Origin of the sequence: Maridesulfovibrio sp., from assembly GCF_965230075.1 — a bacterium.
Taxonomy (GTDB): Bacteria; Desulfobacterota; Desulfovibrionia; order Desulfovibrionales; family Desulfovibrionaceae; genus Maridesulfovibrio.
In genome coordinates this window covers 1,448,928-1,468,628 of the sequence record NZ_OZ245945.1, presented here as the reverse complement: position 1 = coordinate 1,468,628, position 19,701 = coordinate 1,448,928, and the positions used below count along the sequence as shown (strand labels likewise).

The window sequence follows — 19,701 nt, the reverse complement described above, 5'->3', positions numbered from 1 at the left end:
TTCCCTTTGCGGGAAGTCCTTTTTTAGCCCTCAACCACGTGAAGAGAAAAATGAATCGACCTGCTACTGATTTTCTAAAAATTGAATCACTCATGATGAACGGTGTTGTCTTTCGTACTATTATGGAATGTCTGAAAATAAAGCTCTTTGATGATTTCGAGGAGCATTTTTTTTCTTCTGGAGAATATGCAAAAAAAAGGGGATTTAAAGAGCAGCCAACCACAGCCATGCTCGAACTGCTCACAGCCAACGGCCTGTTAATCAAGACAGCTGAAGGCTACACGAACTCCCGGCTATCATCCGAACACATGATCACGAATGCGCCACACTACCAAGGTAGTCTGCTCAAGATTAACTGTCACTTCAACGAGTCCATCAGCAGCAACCTGCTTACCACCCTGAAAGGCGCAAATGATTCCAGAGAGAACTGCGATGAAAGCTGGGCCATGGAAGAATCCATTAAGGGTTCTGCGGCCCATGCCCGACTTGGAGCTTTGCAGGACACCACGGAATTCATATATTCCCTGCCTGAATTTCCACAAATGCGCACAATGTGCGATATCGGCGGCTGCCACGGAGAATTCACCATGGCCCTGCTTGATAAAAACCCAACCCTGTCAGGTGAAATTACCGACTTCCCGGAGGTCTGTGAGGTTGCGGCAAAGCACATCCCGCTGCACAAATATCAGGACCGGATAACGCTCATTCCAAGAGATCTCCGCTCAGAACAGCTTTCCAAAAAGCACTACGACCTGATCATTGCATCACACGTGCTCTATGCCTTCATGGACAAACTGGATGAAATCCTAAACATGATTCACAATGCCCTGAATAGTGGAGGCTGGTTCGTAACCCAGCATATGGATAAAAACGGCAGCCTACCTCCAGACTATGCAAACACACTCGAATTCATAACCAGAATGAGCGGATACGACACACATTTCATCGACACCGCTGAACTGATTGCAAAATTGGAAAAAGCAGGCTTTCACTGCCCGCCCCCGGCTTCAGCAGGATACAACGGGATCGGAGCCATTGTTGCCGGACAAAAATAAAGCCCCGCCGCACAGACACTGCGCAGCAGGGACAAAAAAGGTCACCGTAAGGTGACCTTTAAATTATCTACCGCAAAACGATCAGACAGACTCTTCTGCCAGTGTTTCAGTTTCCACCTGTGCCACAACTTCCGCACCCCAGAAACTTCGCCTTACACGTACAAAGAGTAACATTCCGGCCAATGAAATAGACACAATCAATCCTATCCACCACCCCTGAACTCCCATCTGTGGGAGGATGCCGGCGGTAAATTCTGTGCCCTCGGAAAGTATGTATCCAAGAGGAATACCTACTCCCCAGTAACTGGCGGCAGTCAGAATCAGGGGAACCGTAGTGTCATGAATGCCTCGCAAAGCCCCTGAAAGGCCGATCTGAATGGAATCTGTAAGCTGAAAAAATGCTGCAATAGTCAGCAGAGCACCAGCCAGATGCAGCACATCAGGATCATTAGTATAAAGAGTAGGAATCCATGTTGCCATAAATAGCAGCAATACAGTCAAGAAAACTCCAATAACCGTAGACATCAACATCCCGGTACTAACCATGCGCCGTTCAAGCGCTGTGTCCTGTGCACCACGAGCTTGTCCCACGACAATGCTGATAGCTATAGAAAGTGCCACAGGCAGAGTAAACAGCACTAATGAGAAGTTGTAGGTAATCTGATGGCTGGCAACAGCAACTGTTCCAAGACGTCCGATCATGAGTGCAATGCAGGCCATGACCAGATATTCGGAAAGAAATGCAATGCCGATCGGCAGCCCGACACGAAATAGTTGTACAACTGAAGTAATAGCCGGTGCAAACATGGTCTTAAAAAGTCTGCTCCCGGCAAACCGAGAAGCAACAGACACATAAACAGCCGCGGCAACAAAAGTGAGAACCCAGCACAGGCCGGTCGCAATACCGCAACCCTGCAATCCGAGCGCAGGCAATCCGAATCCGCCGAACATAAGACCGTAATTAAGTAGAATATTACATCCTACCGCACCGATGGAAATGGCTGTCACCGCTTTAGGAGCTCCCTGCCCTTCACAATAAAAACGCAAGCTGTAAAACAAGCCGCAAAACGGGAATCCCCAAGCCAGACCACGCAAATATTTTTCAACCATGGGCACAAGTTCCTGCGGCAACCCTAAAACAGTTAATTGGGCTGACGCAAAATAGATGAGTACCCCCATAACGCCGGCAAGGACAACCCCAAGCCATGCGGCCTGTTGCGTGGTAAAAGATACTTCCGACTCTTTGCCGGCCCCGCAAAGCTGAGCAAGCTCCACAAGAAGACCGTAAAGAATACCTATAAGGAATGCCTGCATGGGAACCCAGACGGCAACTCCAAGTCCAACCGCTCCCAATGCCTGAGCATCAAGCCGCCCGCACATAAGAGTATCCACCACCCCGTTGGCAATCTGTGCGTACTGGGTGATAAGTATCGGTCCCATAAGAGCTGCAATACCAGCCATATCTTTCCATAAAGAACTGCTTTTCATGTACTTTCCTTTTGTACAGGGTTTACGATTTTACTAATTCCACAATACAGTTCTCGGAAGGCTGGGAACTGGAACGAAACTGCCATGATTCTGTTTGATACTGGAGGTTCCAATGCTTATAATATAAGCCCTGCTTGCCCATAAGTTCTTCATGGGTTCCCTGCTCAATGAGACTTCCCTGATCCAGTACAAGAATCTGGTCAGCGTCACATATGGTTGCCAGACGATGGGCAATGACCAAAACGGTTTTGCCGATCAGGAGGTTATTTAGGGCAGACTGCAAAGCCAGCTCATTTTCAGGATCAAGGGCGGAAGTGGCCTCATCAAGCAACACAATCGGGGCATCTTTAAGTATGGCCCGGGCAATGGACAACCTTTGACGCTCCCCACCGGAAAGCCCGGAACTTATCCCGCCCACAACAGTATGGTAGCCTTGAGGAAGATTTTCGATAAAATCATGGCAACACGCCGCCTTTGCAGCGTCCATAACTTCCTGATCTGTTGCATCAGGGTTGCCTATCCGAATATTGTTGAAAACAGTATCGTTGAAGATATAGACATCCTGAAAAACAACACTGAGCTTGCTTAGCAACTCTTCCGGCTGCAACGAACGGATATCTACTCCGCCGATAAGAATAGCCCCTTCCTGCACATCCCAGAATCTGGCCACCAGACTGGCAATAGTAGTCTTGCCGCCTCCCGAAGGACCGGCCAGCGCTGTTATGGTTCCTTCAGGTACCGCAAAACTGATATTTTTTAATGTCCGGGCATTCTCTTCATATGAGAAAGATACATTTTTGAATTCGACCGTATTACCGAACGGAGTTTTATCTGACATATTCACCGGAAGCGGCTGCTGATCCATAACATTTGTGATTCTTACGGCAGCAGTGCCCATTCCCTTAAGTTCGGCAAGGAAAGCACCTATGTCCCGTAACGGATCAAAGAACTTGTATCCAAGCACAAGAAACATGACGAAAACACCTTCATCAATGTGTGATGAAGCAATGAGGCCGAGACCAACCAAGAACATTATAATGAAACCGAAATCCAAAAGAGCGGAATAAACGAGAATCGGTACCACGGAGCAGATCTCGAAGCGCATCAAGGAAGTGCGTTGACGTTCAAGAGCCTCAGCCATGGGCTTGAAGCCCATCCCGGTAGCCATGCTGGATCGAAGTTCACGGATACCGGAAATATACTCCATAATATAAAGGAAAACTCTGTTGCGGGATTCAACATGCTTCTGCCCGTACTTCTGAACTGCTGTCCGGGCGAGCTGTAATACAGGAAACGCCAGAACAAAGACCATGCAAAGGGGTAATGCCAATCGCCAGTCCACATTAAACATCAGATAAGCGAAAACCAGCGGCAAGGTGACTGAAGCAACCAGTTCCACGAAGAACTGGCTGAAAACATTCTCCACACTGACCATATCCTGAAGGATATAGGCGGTAATAGTCCCGGGGTCTTTGCGCTTAAAAAAGGACAACGGCAAACTCTGCAGATGCTCCCCCAAACGGACTCTAGCCTTTGCCACCATATCGCAAGCCATCAGCGTAGAATTCAAACGGGCATTTGTTGCAGTAGACACGTAACCTAGGCCTAGGGCTATCAGGACAACCACGCCTACCCACAAGCCCGTCCCGGAATAAAGCCAATTTCCCCCGGCACTCCAGGCAACAGCAATGTAGGTAAGCGCGAACAGACATGTGCCCAAGGCCGAGAGAAAGACAGGTTTTACAAACCGGGTTCCACTGCCGGAAATTCTGAATATGGATCGTACGACCTGAGCAACCATCATGCTACCACCTCCTGCTCTTTTATCCCTGTACCGATTTTCCAACTTTTTGCTGCCAGATGTGCATTCCACATGGCTGCATATGTATTATCCGTCTTAAGGAGTTGGGTATGACTCCCCTGTCCGGAGACACAACCTTTGTTAAGCACAACGATGTGGTCTGCTTTTTCCACAGTATTGATTCGGTGGGTGATTACAATGACAGTTTTAGACTTGGTAAATCGCGACAAAGCCTGCTGAATTCTGGACTCGTTTTCTGCATCCATTGCGGCTGTAGCCTCATCCATGATCAATACGGGGGCATCCCGAAGAATACAGCGGGCTAAGACAACACGTTGTTTTTCTCCACCGCTTAACTGCACTTGCCCGCCCTCTCCGATAACGGTGTCGTACCCATCCGGCAAAGCAAGAATACGCTCATGGCATTGAGCTGTTCGGGCTGCTTCGACGACACTGTCCATGTCAGCATCAGGGCAACCCAGTAAAATGTTGTCACGGACTGATCCGGTAAAAACAAAAGAGTCCTGAAGGAATACACTGACTGCCTCAGAAATCTCCTCAAGACTCATATCTGACATGTCCCGTGAACCGAAATGAATAGAACCGAACTGAGGCCTTTCCATACCGGCTAGTAACGCTGCCAGTGTGCTCTTCCCACTTCCGCTCAAACCGACAACAGCCACAAGACTTTCAGGCTCGATAACCATGTTGATGCCATTCAGAACCTGAGACTCTCCATAAGAAAAGCAAAGATCCTTAACAGTAATCGTATTGTTACCCTCAACCCGAACTCCTCCCTGCTCACGGCAAACCTGCCGATCATCAGCTTCTTCTGCAAACAACGCATCCATACCGGCCATAATCTCGTTCAACTGACTAAGTATCGCGCCGATACGCATCATTTTGATAAGCGGAGCAAACAGCATGGGCCCGAGCATGAGGAATAAAACAAGCTCAGCAAGCTCTATTTTTCCCTGCGAGAGCATCCACAATCCGAAAATTCCAAGTGGAACATGACACAAGGTAACGAGCGCCAGAAATGTTCCCCAACGCCCGGTAAGCTTCTTAATGAAAGAAGCCTGCATGTCCCTGTATTCAGCCACACTTGAACTTAGTTTGTCGCAGGACTCATGGTTGCGATTAAAAATTTTCACCACCGGCATTCCCCGGACAAACTCGATAATGGTGTTATTCATGCGCTCTTGGGCAGCACCATATGTAGCCATAAAATTATCCTGCTGGACGATCTTTCCCGAACCAACCTGAACCCACATGGCGAACGGCAACGGTACAAGGACAGCTAAAGCCATGCGCCAATCAATCAGAAACAAAGTAAGGCCGATCCCCAATGGCATAACAATCGCTGAGATAAGATCAGGTAGGTGGTGTGAAACAAACATGTCGATCTGATTCACGTCCTCGGTAAGCATCTTTTTCATACGTCCCTGAGAGACAGAAGAAAGGGACCCGGCTCCGAGACGTCCCACTTTTTCAAGTATTGCCTCACGAAGAGAAGTAGCCACTACATTACCGATCTTGTGACTCATGAGCCCTGAGCCAAGTGCGAGAACATAGCGCAATACCATTGCTATTGCAGTTAACAAACCGACAACAAAACACCACTGGCTGTCGACTTTTCCTGTAGATACTGCCTGCAGCACCACGAAGGCTGCGATAGCTGGGGACAGTGCCAAAACAGAACTCAACAGGGAGCATACGATAGCGGGAATTAGAACGACTGAGCGCCCACCGGAATAATGAAACACATTGGAAACAATTTTTAGCAGCATGGAAATCCTTCTCAATCACCGGTTACCGGGAAACATACAAAAGAATAGAAACAATTCAGGGTTGATCATCCTGAAGATACTCAGTTGAACTATTTGCTTGGATCAAAGAATTAGCGCTACCTGTAAAAGGATCATCCATGCTCAAAAATTAAATTTTGTGACATAAGCAGAACTTCTCTTGAATTTGATTTTGATTTTCTATATCAATAACCAACAAACAAGAGACTACTGATTTTACACAACAATCAAGGAGATATTATGACCGGCACTATTGATATGGTCGTTCAGCCCAATATGGACAGCACCTTTTTCGGTGCCCTAGAGCGTTTGAATTCCAAGGTATACAATTCCTTCACCCGCTCCCTTGATGTATCTCATACCAACTATGCTCAGGGCATATGCGAACTGACCCTAAATTCAGGATTCAGCATGGTCATCGCTGATAATGTTGCCCCTGACCCGGAGCCGAAATCTTTCTCGTTCAAGAAATCTCCTCTCGTTTTTTCCGTATCACTATCAGGACACGGCATTGTCAGATTTTACGGTGATTCCGTTAAAGAAGTTCATGTATGCGATAACGACCTCTACATTGGGTACGCACCAAACAGCTGCGGTGAAACCATATCCATGGGAAACCAGAGCCACAGCAGTGTGATGCTCATGACCGACCCACAATTCCTGTATGACCTCTTTGGTACCAGGCTGGTACAAAGCCTTCCGGCCAATTTTGTAGATATGATCTTAAAAAATAACGAAACACTTCACGCAGAAAGCCTTCCAGCTCCCCCGCAAGCCATTGCTCTGGCTGACCGGGTAATGCGGTCCACCATGGACCCTGATTTGGCTAAGGTCTTTGCTTGCAGTGCCGGTATGGAAATGCTTTGCGTCATTCTCGACCATCTCCAAGAAAACAGGGACGGAAAGAAAATCTCTATTTCGCAGGATGACATAACAAAACTGCATCAAGTTCGGATGCTCATAAAAAGTAATATCGTAACCCCTCCCTCACTTCAGGATATATGCCGGGAAGTAGGGATCAACGAATTCAAACTCAAACGAGGATTTAAACAGGCCTTCGGCACCACAGTATTCGGTTACCTTCAGAAACAACGAGTAAAAACAGCGTACCTATCCATAATAAATGAAGAAAAAAACGTCAGTGAGTGCGCCTGGGATGTGGGCTATACAAATGTAAGCCACTTTATTACCGCCTTTAAAAAACACTTCGGGGTTACTCCGGGAGCTGTTGCCAAAGGATATCGCCTCCCTGCTCCAACAAGTCTTCAAAAATAAATAAAGCGCAGTCCGCATAAACGGACTGCGCTTTTTTCATGCTTATAGTTTTTTATTAGAATGTCAGTTCAGCTTTAATCCCAAACTCTGTGGGGGCACCAACGGTACCCATATCGGAGCTGGCACTATAGTAACTCAGGTAACGCTCATCAAAAACGTTGTTTCCGTAGATGAAAGCCTTCCAGCTATCAGCTTCGTAGCCTACCTTTGCGTTGGTAATAGTCATATCACTGCGAGAAGATGTGTTCGCATCATCCCAATATAACTTACCGTAATTAAGAACCTCACCACGAATGAATATACCGTTATCAAACCTGTACTGTGCAGCAGCACTTAGAGTGTGTTCAGGTGTCAAAGGCACTTTGTTGCCTTTATAATCAAAGGCACCAGCAGCATTCTCACCCGTATATTTCTCGAACTCTGCCCTTGTAAAAGCTGCGGAGAACTCAAGGTCCAGCCCCTTCATCGGACGGGCAAGAACTTCAAGCTCACCACCCCAGCTATACGCTTTACCGGCGTTCTGTGCCAGATAGGACAGTGTTGCGGCATCATAGGAAATGGTCTGCAAATCTTTGATATCCGAGTAAAACAGGTTGGCATTGACCATAAGTTTATTATCCATAAACATAGACTTTGCGCCGATCTCATAATCCCATGACGTCTGTTCGTTGAAAGTATGCTTTTCAGGGTCTATGTTGGTACTTGACCAGTTAAATCCACCGGGCTGAAACCCTCTGGTAACACTGGAGTAGGCCATGATATCATCAGTAAAATGATAAGAAAGCCCCAAACGCGGCAAAACCGCAGCCCAGTTATCGCCGGTGCTTTCCTGGTTACCCGGAATGATCACGTTATTCATAACTGTGTAATGCTTAAAATCAATATGCTTTTGCGTGTATTGGAGACGCAGGGCTGTGGACAGCTCAAGCTTATCTTCTAAGAATGGAAACACGACCTGACCAAAGGCAGCAAAATCGTTAGCAGTCTCTTCGTTGGGACTGTGCGATTCCATATTAAGGGCAGGGATGGTAGAATAGACTTTCTTCCTGTCATGATTCTTATGACTGCCATAAAAGCCGGTCAGCCAGCGTATGCCATCCTGATCCTCAGGAGACTTTAAACGAAATTCCTGGCTGAACTCCCACTTATTAACCTTACGCCCGGAATCCTTAATTCCAGCAAGCTGCAGGTAAGTCATGTCCTGAGTGTAATCAACTGAATCCTGACGGTAAGTAGATACGGACTCAAACTTACTCCAATCCGTAGTATAATTCAGGGCAAATGCAGTATTAAAAGCATTACCAATGGTTCTATCGTCCGGGTTAAGCTCACTGTCCAAGGTAGGATTTATGCCTTTGATATTAGCTTCCATCCCTTTATATTCAGCCATGTAGTCGGCAACCAGATTCATCTCAAGCTGGTCATTAGGGATCATACGTAGCTGCCCCTTAACACGTCCCGTATCCCTCTTGTTGCTTTCATTGGAATTGTTATTATCCATATATCCGTTAGTGCCATCATACTGAGCGGAAAATGAATAATAAACCTTGTCTTCAACAATGGGTCCTGTAGCCAATCCGCCTAATTCACGGCTAAAGTAACTACCAACAGAGCCATAAGTAGTAATCATTTGTTCATTGGTCGGCTTTTTAGAAATAATATTAATAACCCCACCCATACTACTTTTTCCATACATGACACTCTGCGATCCACGCAAAATTTCAATACGTTCAATATTCAACAAGCTGGGGTCGGTATTTAGAAAAGAATCCATAGGAATGCCGTCAACATAAACAATAAGTGGGTTGGCTTCGATAAAGCCCATTGTGGTTTTCCCACGAAAAGACATAAAACGGTTATTACCGACAGTTTCCCCTGTATACAGGTTGGGAATACGGTCAAAAACATCTTTAAGTGTCTTGATTCCTGCATCCTCAAGCTTATCCATATCCATGATTGTCATGGAGATGGGCACTTCCTGCGCACTCTGCTCACGCTTGTTTGCGAACACCTTCACCGGTTCGAGCACATAATCTTCTGTGCCATTTTTTTCCTCTTTCTGATCCTGAGCATGTGCGGGGAATATTCCCCCAAGCACAAATGCCAAGGCAACCGCCATCAGCAAAAGAGTGCTCCCCCGCATGGTCCTCAATACAATATTCATTCTTCATTCCTTATATATGGTTGAATTTTATGGATGTCAGTCAGCCCCTTCAAATGAAATTGATTACTAACATCAAGCAAACACATATTCTCTCCCCTCAGACGGAGCTTCGATACCCAAAATAAACAAAATAATCTCAGAAAAAGAACAACCCAGACATCATAACCAACTTAAATAATGGAAAATTAAGCTGAAAAGACCTCATTTCACCATTTTCTGCCACCTTACCTCAGTATCAAGAGTTAATTTTACTAACATCTTGAAAACTATACCAAACAGACTCATCTTGAAATTAATAATCAATTTCACAAAAACGGGTATTCATACTCCTTTTTCGAGCAACATACCCAGCCTTTCCCCATTAGTGTTTTGCCATCACAGGGTCAGCAGCCTTTTATTAAAACAATATAATTAAGGAGATATCTCAGATGATTAAAATGATTAGAGCAAAACTACACGGTATAAAAGTTACCGACAGCAATCTCAATTACAAGGGTTCTATCACCCTTGATCCCCTGCATTGCAAACAAGCCGGGATCTATCCTTTGGAGTACGTTTATATCTGGAACAAGACCAACGGTGAACGAACTTCCACCTACGTCATCTTTGGCGAACCGGGCTCCAATTGCTGCGTCCTGAACGGAGCATCCGCCCGCCGCTGCCAGCCTGGAGACGAAGTCATTATCGGTGCTTCCGAATACGTCAACTCTCCTGATGATCTGTGCAAGGTCAAACCGACCGTGCTCCTCTTCGACGACGACAACAAAGTCACCGAAGTTCTCAAATATGACGCCTATAAAGACGAAAATGACGACTTCAACTTCCAGATGGTTCCGGCAGAGTAAGCTCTGCCGGAATCCTACAGGCAACGATTACGGCTGCGGAAACATAATCCAGTTTCCGCAGCCTGATCGGGCTAAGGGATCAACAGCAGAACAGCAGGGAGCGGACACTATCGATGTCTGGCTGGCAAACGCACGAAACTTCATACCGCCTAACAGCTTTCCATCAGAAACAGTGCTTTCAGCTGTGGAAAGAGAACGTATGAAACGCTTCCATTTTGCAAAAGATTCACTGCTCTATTGCACGGCCCATGCAATGAAAAGAATTTTGCTCAGCAGCTATGAACCGGTCTGCCGCCCGCGACAATGGAGATTTATTGAAAACCCCTATGGGAAACCCATGGTCAGAAGTACGCCGAGCGGACTCCCTCTTCATTTCAATCTATCTCATTCATGGCCCATTGTGGCTGTTGCAATTTCCAGACGCTACTTATGTGGAATAGATGTCGAATGTTCCAATGACTTCACCGTGCAACATGAAGAGATGCAAGCGGTGCTTCACCCTGCAGACCGTGAAAGAATTGCAAAATCCACTGAAAAAAATCGTTGTTTTCTAGATATCTGGACTCAGAAAGAAGCTGCCGCAAAGGCTGTAGGGTCGGGACTTTCATGGGATTTCGAATCATTCCATGTCTGCCCGGAATCCGGTCAGGTGCATTGCGAACCATCCCTGCATATTCCAGTAACGGCCAGAAGCATACCAACAGGGCACAAACAATTGCTCTTAGCCGTCGGATGGATCGGAAACTGCGGAGACCCGAAGCTCTCCACACCCAAATGGCTGAGCTGGCCCCCAGACTCACAACATAGTTCGAACAACGGAATAAATACGGAGCAGTAGCAATGAAAAAAAATATGTTCGATCAAAAATTATGCGACAGGCACAGCTCCCCTTCCCTGTTGCAACGTTTCAACCACATTGTGGAACGACACAGCCAGCAAACGGCCTGTGTCTTCAACGACTACAGCTTGAGCTACATGGAACTGGATAAAGCTTCCGATGCAATGGCCCGTATTCTCCAAGCCCAAGGCCTGGGTCCTGAAAAATCTATTGGAGTACTCCTTGAGCGCTCGCCGGAAGTCATTGTGGCCTTCCTTGCTGCAGCCAAAGCCGGAATTCCATATGTCCCTCTGGCCCCGGACTGGCCTGAACAACGGAGCAGCAATATTCTGAAAAGATGCAACGCACCGCTGGTGCTCATCGCGCCCTGCGACAGACAGAACAAAAATGGATATTGCGGTCTCCCCACTCTGCCGGTGAGTATTTCAACCAAGTCCCCTATTGAATCCGTTGAAAGCCCGGAACGCCACGCAGAAGAGCTGCCGCTATACATACTGCATACATCAGGCTCCACCGGACAGCCCAAGGGAGTGGTGGTTTCCCATGCAAACGTGCTGCATTATGCCACAAATTTCTGCCACGAAGCACTCTTACCCGGAGCCCGGGTGGCTTTTTGCGCAGCACTTACCTTTGACGCCACCGTACTGGAAATATGGGGTAGTCTTTTGAACGGCTGTACCATTGTCGGTGGCAAGACCAGCGACATACTTGATGCTGCCCGCTGTAAAGATTTCCTGAAAAAAAACAATGTCAATTCCCTGTTTCTGGCAACAGCTGCCTTAAACGCTCTGGCACTTCAAGATCCCCATGTTTTTGCTTCTTTGGATTACCTTTTCATGGGCGGCGAGAAACCGACCATGGAAATACTGCACGCTGTCTTTGCGGCAACTCCTCCCAAACATTTTTATCATTGCTACGGCCCCACCGAAACCACAGTCATCATCAGCAAAAAACTGGTCAAAGAAGTAGCAAAAAATACAGAGTCCCTTTCAGTTGGAAATGCTATTGGGCAGACCTTTATAAACATTTATGACAACAATGGCGCCCCCTTGCCTCCGGGCGGAACCGGTGAAGTGGTTTTAGGCGGGCCCACCGTTTCCATGGGCTACCTGAACGATACGGAGCGTACGGCAAGAAGCTTCATTCCCGATCATGACAACCCCGGCAAGACTCTTTACCGCACGGGGGACCTCGGCTGGCTGACCCCGCAAGGTGAACTTACCCTGCTCGGACGGATCGACGATCAAGTCAAAATTTCCGGATACAGGGTCAACCTCGGAGAAATTTGCTCCACCATCGAACTTATTCCTGAAGTTGCCACTGCTCATGTGGGAGTGATTCACAATCCGGGTCCGGAACCGGTGGCTTATGTGGTCAGCAAACCAAAATCCGGTCTGACAAAAATATCCCTGAATAAATTTATCGCGAAGCGTCTCCCGAAGTACATGCTCCCCAACCATGTAATTTTCCTTCCTGAGATGCCGCTTAATGCCAACGGTAAGGTAGACAAAAACCGTCTTCCCGACCCGTTGATCAACATCTCGGAGCAGTCTGATTCAGATACGGTGTTGGATTTATTCCGCCAGACTCTGGGCAGCACAAACTTTCAAAGCGGAGATTCATTCCTCGCCCACGGAGGTTCATCACTTAAAGCCGCGTCACTTATCGTTTCCATCAGAAACACCACGGGCATCATGATCCCTCTGGATCTATTTTACCAACCCAGAACCGTGGAAGGGATTGAAATGTTTATTTCCCTTGCCGCTGAAAAAACGACCCCACTTTCTTCCCCGCAGAATAGCAACGCCTATGACGAGGTGATCATCTAATGACTACTACACATATTTTTAAGGACCTTATCTTTCTTCAGGAGCTGAAAGAGCAAGGGATCACCCTATGCGCAGGCGAACGGGGCCTTGTCTGCAAGGCTGAGCCGGGTACTCTCACCCCGCAAATCAGGGAACGGATCACAAAAGCCAAGCCTAGACTGCTCAAACTTCTGGAAGGAATGAAATCAGAAGAAGAACTTCCCCGGTTAAAAGCTGATCCAACCAGAAGAAACCAACCTTTCCCTCTTACAGAGAATCAGGAAGCATATTGGCTTGGCAGGGGAAGTGAGCAGGACTCCGGGGATGTCGGAATTCACATCTTTTTCGAAGTACAATGCATTGACTTCGATACAGAACGTTTCTGTGCAGCATGGTCAGAGGTTGTCAAACGGCACGATATGCTCCGCGCGGTAGTTCTCCCTGATGGGACTCAGATGGTACAGGAAGCCCCGCCTGAATTTATAATAAAAGAATACGACCAGCAAAGTGAAGGAGTGAAAAATTGGGAACTGAAGCTCAAGGATTCGCGTAATGAGCTCTCCCACCAGTGCTACAACCTGGAAAACTGGCCCCAGTTTTCTTTTAATATTTTCCGCACTGGAAGAGATGCTCTGATAATGGGAAGTCTGGACTGCTGGGCCATGGATGGACGCAGTCTTCAGATTATCTTCAATGATCTGGAAGCAATTTACTCCGGCAAACCATTGGAGCCACTTCCTGAAGTCAGCTTTCGGGACTACGTACTTCATCTGGAAACCATACGCACTTCAGCCCAGTATCAGAACTCTTGGAAGTACTGGCAGGAACGCATCAAAAAGCTTCCTCAGGCACCGCGTCTGCCGCTGGCGGAGTCAAGTAGCGATCAAGGCCCGTCCTTTTCTCGCAAAAAAGCGAAAATATCAGCCGACCAATGGAATTCCCTATGCGAGGAAGCCCGAAAACGGGAGTTGACCATGGCCAGCCTGTTACTGGCCTGCTATGCAGAAACATTGTCCAAGTGGTCCGAAGATAAACATTTCACTATCAACGTCCCACGCTGGAACAGACTGCCTGTCCATCCCCGCATCAATGATATAGCGGGTGAATTTGCAAGTTTTTCCCTTATGGAAGTGGACCGCAGGCAGCCACTGTCCTTTGCAGAACATGCTCATATTCTACAACAGCAGGTCTGGGACGACCTCAGGAATGGTCATGTTTCAGGCGTAAAAGTCCTTCGCGAATGGCGCAGGGAACTAGGCCTGACACCCGGCACTCTGGTTCCATATGTATTTACAAGCGAGCCGGAAGCCGAGAACGGTCAAAGCGGATCATGGGTCAGTTCCCTTGAACGGATCGGACAAGTCAAAAGAACCCTGACCCAGACTCCCCAGGTCTGGATTGATAGCCAGTACGCAGTTGTGGATGGCAACCTGTTTCTGTTCTGGGATGTTGATCAATCCATGTTCCCCTCCGGTATGCCGGATAAAATGTTCGCAGCTTACGCTGATCTTGTCCGCAACTTAGCAGAAAAACCGCAAACATGGGAAAGCATTACCCCCGTCCCGCTTCCGGAAGAAGAACAAATCCGCAGGAAAACACTGGTTGGACAACGAGTTGCTGTGAACATGGATCGACCATGGGATAGGCTCAAGAAAAACGCCGCCGAGATTCCTTTAAAGAAGGCAATAAGCGACAAAGACGGTTCCTTGAACTGGCAACAATTCAAGGATGAAGTGTTGCTATGGCAGGATAGATTATCGCACATGGGCGTCAGTGCGGGAACTCCCGTAGCTTTAGCCTTATCCAAAGGCCGTCTCCAGCCGATCGCGAGCATGGCAATCCACGGGCTGGGCGGAGTCATCATCCCGCTTGATCACAATCTCCCGCAATCACGAGGCCTAGGAATCTTGGAAAACAGTGGTGCGCGTCTCATGCTCACAGATGGAGCCACTGAAATTCGACCAGAAGAAACAGGCGGCTATGCTCTGGATATGACTGCGGATTGGGATAAATTAGACCTACCCAAAAAACTCCTGTTCAACGAAGCATTGCTCGATCCTTCCCTCTACTGCGTCATCTACACTTCCGGCTCCACCGGCACTCCCAAAGGAGTTATGGTCCCCATGCGCGGTATCCTGAACATGATGCAGCATACTCTCGGCACCTTCAATCTTGGCAAAGATGACGCTGTACTTTCCCTGTCTCCCCTTCACCACGATCTTGCACTGTTCGATGTAGTGGGAAGCATTTCAGGCGGAATACACATGGTCTTTCCAGACCCTGATCTTTTGCGTGATCCGGGCCATTGGGTACAATGCCTCACAAAACATAAGGTCAGTGTTTGGAACACGGTCCCAGCGATGATGACCATGCTGCTGGACTTTCTGGACTCCAACACAGAAGCCCCCCGTCTCCCAGCTCTACGTATTTCCATCCTCGGAGGAGACTGGATACCCACAGACACTCCTCCACGCCTTGCCGAACATGCCCGGAACTGCACTCTGATTTCCAGCGGCGGCCCCACCGAGACTACAGGCTGGAACATCCTTTATCCTGTTGAAGAATATAATCCGGCATGGAAAAGCATCCCATACGGACGCCCTATCCAAAACGTTACATACCATGTCTGGGACCACCATTTACAGGACTGCCCGGAACTTGTTCCCGGAGAACTGTTCTGCTCGGGAGAAGGAATAACAGCTGGCTATCTCCATGATGAAGGGAAAACCCGCAGATCCTACCTTAAACACCCCCAAACCGGGGTACCGATGTTTCGCACCGGCGATCTGGGCAGGCTGACACCTCACGGCCACATAGAATTTATCGGCCGCAGGGACCATCAGGTAAACCTCAACGGCTATCGTATTGAACTGGGTGAAGTGGAAGCGACCTTGAACCGTCACTCACAAATAAATCAGGCCGTGGCAACCATCCACAAAAACGCAGGTGGCAACGGCTTCATCGGGCTTTGGTGCACCTGCCTCCCCGGTACTCAGGAGCCTGCTGAAATAGAGCTTAAAGCATATCTCAAGGAATTGCTGCCCCGGCATATGCATCCCCGATTCATCGGTGTTGTCCAGAAATTCCCCCTTAATAAAAACAACAAAATAGACCGCCAGACCATAGCTGAATGGGAAGCGCCTCAAACTGAATCCGGCATCATGCCTGAAACAGATATGCAAAGAGAGGTCGCCTCTGCCTGGAAAACAATCCTTGGTCAGCAGTCTCTGCACATTGACCAGAACTTCTTTGAACTGGGCGGAGACTCCATTGCTGCAGTCAGACTTTATACATCCCTGCTTGCTGAAGAATATCCCGGACTGCATGTTTCCACCATATTCTCCAACCCGACAATCCGGGAACTTGCCCGGGTCATGGAGAAAAACGAACAGCAAACCGCCGATTCAACACAGCTGCCTACAATAAAAAAACAGTGCCATAACAACAAAGTCCCAGCCACGAGAGCACAACAACGCCTCTGGTTTGAAAGCCAAAACCGAAACGACCATACTCATCACATACTTCACTTCAACATAAAGATCACAGGCGACGTGTCTCCTTGGGCAATACAGGAAGCCCTTAATTCAGTGATTTCCCGTCACGAAGCTCTTAGAACCAGCCTGATCTTTCATGAAGATAAATTGATTCAGCAGGTAAACCCACAAGTTGAACTTCCCCTAGTTGTTGAAGACCTCCGCGCGGATCACCCCCAAAAAGCCATGACAATCTTTGAAGGACTCCGTCAGAGTAACGCACTTAAACCCATCAGCATGGAAAATGCTCCTATGGGGCGGGCCTCCCTAATCTTATTAAACGAGAATGAAGCCAGACTGCTTCTGGCTTTCCATCATGCAGTATTTGACGGCTGGTCCATGGGAATTTTCATGGACGATCTCAGCAGCGACCTTAGAGGAAGTACTCTATCCAACCCTGAATATTCTCAGGCAGATCTTGGCTGTTGGGAACAGGACCCTCAAACGCTTCAGGCTATTCAGGCACATATTGATGCCATGAAACAGGAATTCCTGAACGAGGAAGCTGTAACAAGACTTTGGAGCACTAAAAAAGATAGCGCAGGCAACTCACTTCCGAACTACGACAGCGTCAATATTGAAATATCCAGAGAGCTTGCCGAGGACCTGTCTAAACTTGCAAGCAAGGCCGGAGTCACCGGATTTGCCGCCACATGCACCCTGTTCGGACTGACCCTTGCCCGGCACACCAATTCACAGCAAGTCCGTATCGGCACCTACGCTGCCACACGGGCCATCCCCGGCCTGGAGTCCATGATGGGCATGCTGGTCAACCCAGTCCCTCTGAATCTGGAATACGGAACAGACAGTTTGCTGGATACACTGAAAGACAACAGCCGCCATATAGCAAAAGCGCAGGAAAGGGCGGTGGTCCCGTTCGATATTCTGGTTCGGGAACTGGCTCCTGCTCGAACAGCAGGTGAACATCCACTGTTCACCATTGCCTTCAGTCAGGACAACTCTCCGGCCCGGATTTACGAAGGCGGCGGTATGAGCCTGCAACTCCTTGCAGGCAAACAGCACAGCACCGCCTTGGACATGGAGGTTTCACTGCTGTCTCAGGAAAACGGTTCTCTGCTGGTCACCGCGACATTCAATAACAGCCGCTTCAGTTCCAGAGCTATCACCGATATCCTGAAACGTTTCCGCTTTGTTGCAGAGCAAGCAGCACAACACCCTAAGACAGATCTTAATGCGCTGGAGATTAGAACCCCCAAGGACATTTCACTTCTGTCCGCATGGAATAATACCCAGAAGAACTTCCCGCATACCCAAAGCCTGCTGGCACCTTTTATGGATATGGTCAGCCGAACTCCCTTGCACTGCCCGGTTTCTGGTCAAGCAGTGTTAAGTTCAACAGAACCGACCTACAAGGAACTTTTACAAAGCATCGAAGGACTTATCAGAGTCCTGAGAAATACTGATATTCAACCGGGAGATTTCGTAGGACTCCACCTTTCCCCCGGAATTGATACGGCCATCGCCATGCTGGCCTGCTGGGGATGCGGTGCTGCCTTCTTCCCGCTGGCAGAGAATCTTCCTGCTGCACGCTTAAAGCAGCAGGCAAAGACCGCTCAGGCAAAACTGATACTTACCGAAGAGAAAGGTGTTAAATTATGGAAGGGGGTTGCAATTCCGGCCCTTTCCCTTGAAATCATCCGCACACACCCCTGTTTCCCTTCTCATGAAGTGGAGCATGTAGAATTTTCCCGGAATGGGAAAGACACCGTGGCCTGCCTCTACTTCACTTCAGGGTCATCCGGCACCCCCAAGGCGGTGCAGCTTTCCCACGGCAACCTACTCAACAGAATTCAATGGCTTTGGCACGCTATTCCGCGCGAGTCGCAAGAAAAATGGTGCGCCAAAACATCCATCTCATTTGTGGACAGCCTGTGCGAATACCTTTGCCCTCTGCTCTACGGTGGCGATCTGTATATTTGCTCCACCAATGAAGCAACAAACCCGGAGAATCTGCTCAACACAGTGATTGAACAGGAAGTCACACGCTTAACAGTAGTGCCGACCCTCTTGGAAGCCATGCTTGATTTGCTGGAAAAATCGCCAAAGGACGTTTCCAAACTTCACCACCTGACCACCAGCGGTGAGCAGCTATCCAGACATTTAGCCAGACGCTGCAATAAATTACTTCCCCATGTGGCTCTGTACAACTTCTACGGTTCCACGGAAATAACCGCCGATGCTACTTGGCACGTCGTCGATCCCGTGAGCAAAGGGCCGGTTCCCATCGGTAAACCTATTGCCAATATATCTGTTGCGGTTTTGGACGAAAATCAAAGGGAGTTCCCTCACGGAATTCCGGGAGAAATATGGATTAGTGGAGCCGGAACGGGCCTCGGTTATGTCGCTCCTGAAGATAAAGGATTCTTCATCCACAACGGCGCACCCAGCTTTGCTACAGGCGATCTGGGCATGTGGACTCACGAAGGCGAGCTTCTCTATCTCGGCAGAAAAGACAGACAACTCAAGATCAGAGGCCAGCGGGTGGAACCTGCTGAAACTGAATATGCCTTGAAGCAATTAAGAACAGTCCGTGATGCTGCCGTATTCGGCATGTCCATGCAAAACGACATCATCCTGGCTGCGGCAGTCGTCCCTTTCAAAGGCGAATCAGTCACTCCGGAAGGAATCAGAGCTTCCCTGCTTTCCATACTGCCTTCGGCAATGATCCCTTCCATCTTTCTGACAGTAGAAGAAATACCTCTGACGACCAGCGGCAAAGTCGATGTGCAGACTTTAAAAAAGATGGCTGAAACGACTGACCCAAGCCAAGCAAAAGACATTGACGGCGAGACTCAAACAAAACTTGCCCGTCTTTGGAAAGATCTTCTTGGGAAAGCTCCAATATCACCCGCTGCAGACTTCTTCGCCTCTGGCGGCCACTCCCTGCTGGCCACCAGACTGGCCACACGCATCCGGGAAGATTTCAATGTGACCATAAAAACCAATCAGATTTTTGAAATGCCAATACTGGCAGATATGGCTTCGGCCATCGATCTTCTTGCATCAAACACCCATGAATATCGGCATGATGAAAACGAATGCCGCGAAATGGAGGAATTCTAAAA

At 48.2% G+C, this 19,701-nt stretch carries 10 protein-coding genes; 6 read left to right on the top strand and 4 right to left on the bottom strand.

The genetic code is table 11. The annotated features are described in order from the left end of the window. Positions 1-50: 50 nt before the first annotated feature. On the top strand, positions 51-1,055 hold the full coding sequence (locus ACO05Z_RS06615; RefSeq protein WP_421901367.1) for a class I SAM-dependent methyltransferase: 1,005 nt from the start codon (positions 51-53) through the stop codon (positions 1,053-1,055). 81 nt (positions 1,056-1,136) lie between these two features. Here ACO05Z_RS06615 and ACO05Z_RS06610 read toward each other — a convergent pair whose 3' ends face one another. From ACO05Z_RS06610 to ACO05Z_RS06600, 3 genes are read right to left on the bottom strand one after another with little or no spacing between them, the layout of a single operon-like run. Beyond that, positions 1,137-2,543 carry an MATE family efflux transporter gene (locus ACO05Z_RS06610; RefSeq protein WP_421901366.1) on the bottom strand — a complete coding sequence of 469 codons (1,407 nt, stop codon included), beginning with the start codon at positions 2,541-2,543 and terminating at the stop codon, positions 1,137-1,139. A gap of 22 nt (positions 2,544-2,565) precedes the next feature. After that, positions 2,566-4,347, bottom strand: coding sequence for an ABC transporter ATP-binding protein (locus tag ACO05Z_RS06605; RefSeq protein ID WP_421901365.1), 1,782 nt, complete (start codon positions 4,345-4,347; stop codon positions 2,566-2,568). Further along, the gene (locus ACO05Z_RS06600; protein ID WP_421901364.1) at positions 4,344-6,134 is read right to left on the bottom strand and encodes an ABC transporter ATP-binding protein; all 1,791 of its coding nucleotides are present in this window, start codon (positions 6,132-6,134) and stop codon (positions 4,344-4,346) included. Before ACO05Z_RS06600 ends, ACO05Z_RS06605 begins: the two co-directional genes overlap by 4 nt. A 258-nt stretch (positions 6,135-6,392) precedes the next feature. On the opposite strand from ACO05Z_RS06600, the gene ACO05Z_RS06595 reads away from it, so the two are divergent. Further along, positions 6,393-7,427, top strand: coding sequence for a helix-turn-helix domain-containing protein (locus ACO05Z_RS06595; RefSeq protein ID WP_421901363.1), 1,035 nt, complete (start codon positions 6,393-6,395; stop codon positions 7,425-7,427). 55 nt (positions 7,428-7,482) lie between these two features. Here the strand turns inward: ACO05Z_RS06595 and ACO05Z_RS06590 are convergent, their stop codons facing one another. Next, a complete protein-coding gene (locus ACO05Z_RS06590) occupies positions 7,483-9,591 on the bottom strand; it encodes a TonB-dependent receptor (RefSeq protein WP_421901362.1) in 2,109 nt (702 codons plus the stop codon). Between the two features lie 428 nt (positions 9,592-10,019). On the opposite strand from ACO05Z_RS06590, the gene panD reads away from it, so the two are divergent. From panD to ACO05Z_RS06570, 4 genes are read left to right on the top strand one after another with little or no spacing between them, the layout of a single operon-like run. Then, the gene (gene panD, locus ACO05Z_RS06585) at positions 10,020-10,436 is read left to right on the top strand and encodes an aspartate 1-decarboxylase (RefSeq protein WP_421901361.1); all 417 of its coding nucleotides are present in this window, start codon (positions 10,020-10,022) and stop codon (positions 10,434-10,436) included. Next, the gene (locus ACO05Z_RS06580; protein ID WP_421901360.1) at positions 10,399-11,274 is read left to right on the top strand and encodes a 4'-phosphopantetheinyl transferase family protein; all 876 of its coding nucleotides are present in this window, start codon (positions 10,399-10,401) and stop codon (positions 11,272-11,274) included. Before panD ends, ACO05Z_RS06580 begins: the two co-directional genes overlap by 38 nt. A 2-nt stretch (positions 11,275-11,276) precedes the next feature. Further along, positions 11,277-13,103: a non-ribosomal peptide synthetase gene (locus ACO05Z_RS06575; RefSeq protein ID WP_421901359.1), complete on the top strand. Its 1,827-nt coding sequence runs from the start codon at positions 11,277-11,279 to the stop codon at positions 13,101-13,103. Beyond that, on the top strand, positions 13,103-19,699 hold the full coding sequence (locus ACO05Z_RS06570; RefSeq protein ID WP_421901358.1) for an amino acid adenylation domain-containing protein: 6,597 nt from the start codon (positions 13,103-13,105) through the stop codon (positions 19,697-19,699). Before ACO05Z_RS06575 ends, ACO05Z_RS06570 begins: the two co-directional genes overlap by 1 nt. The last annotated feature ends 2 nt before the right edge of the window (positions 19,700-19,701 follow it).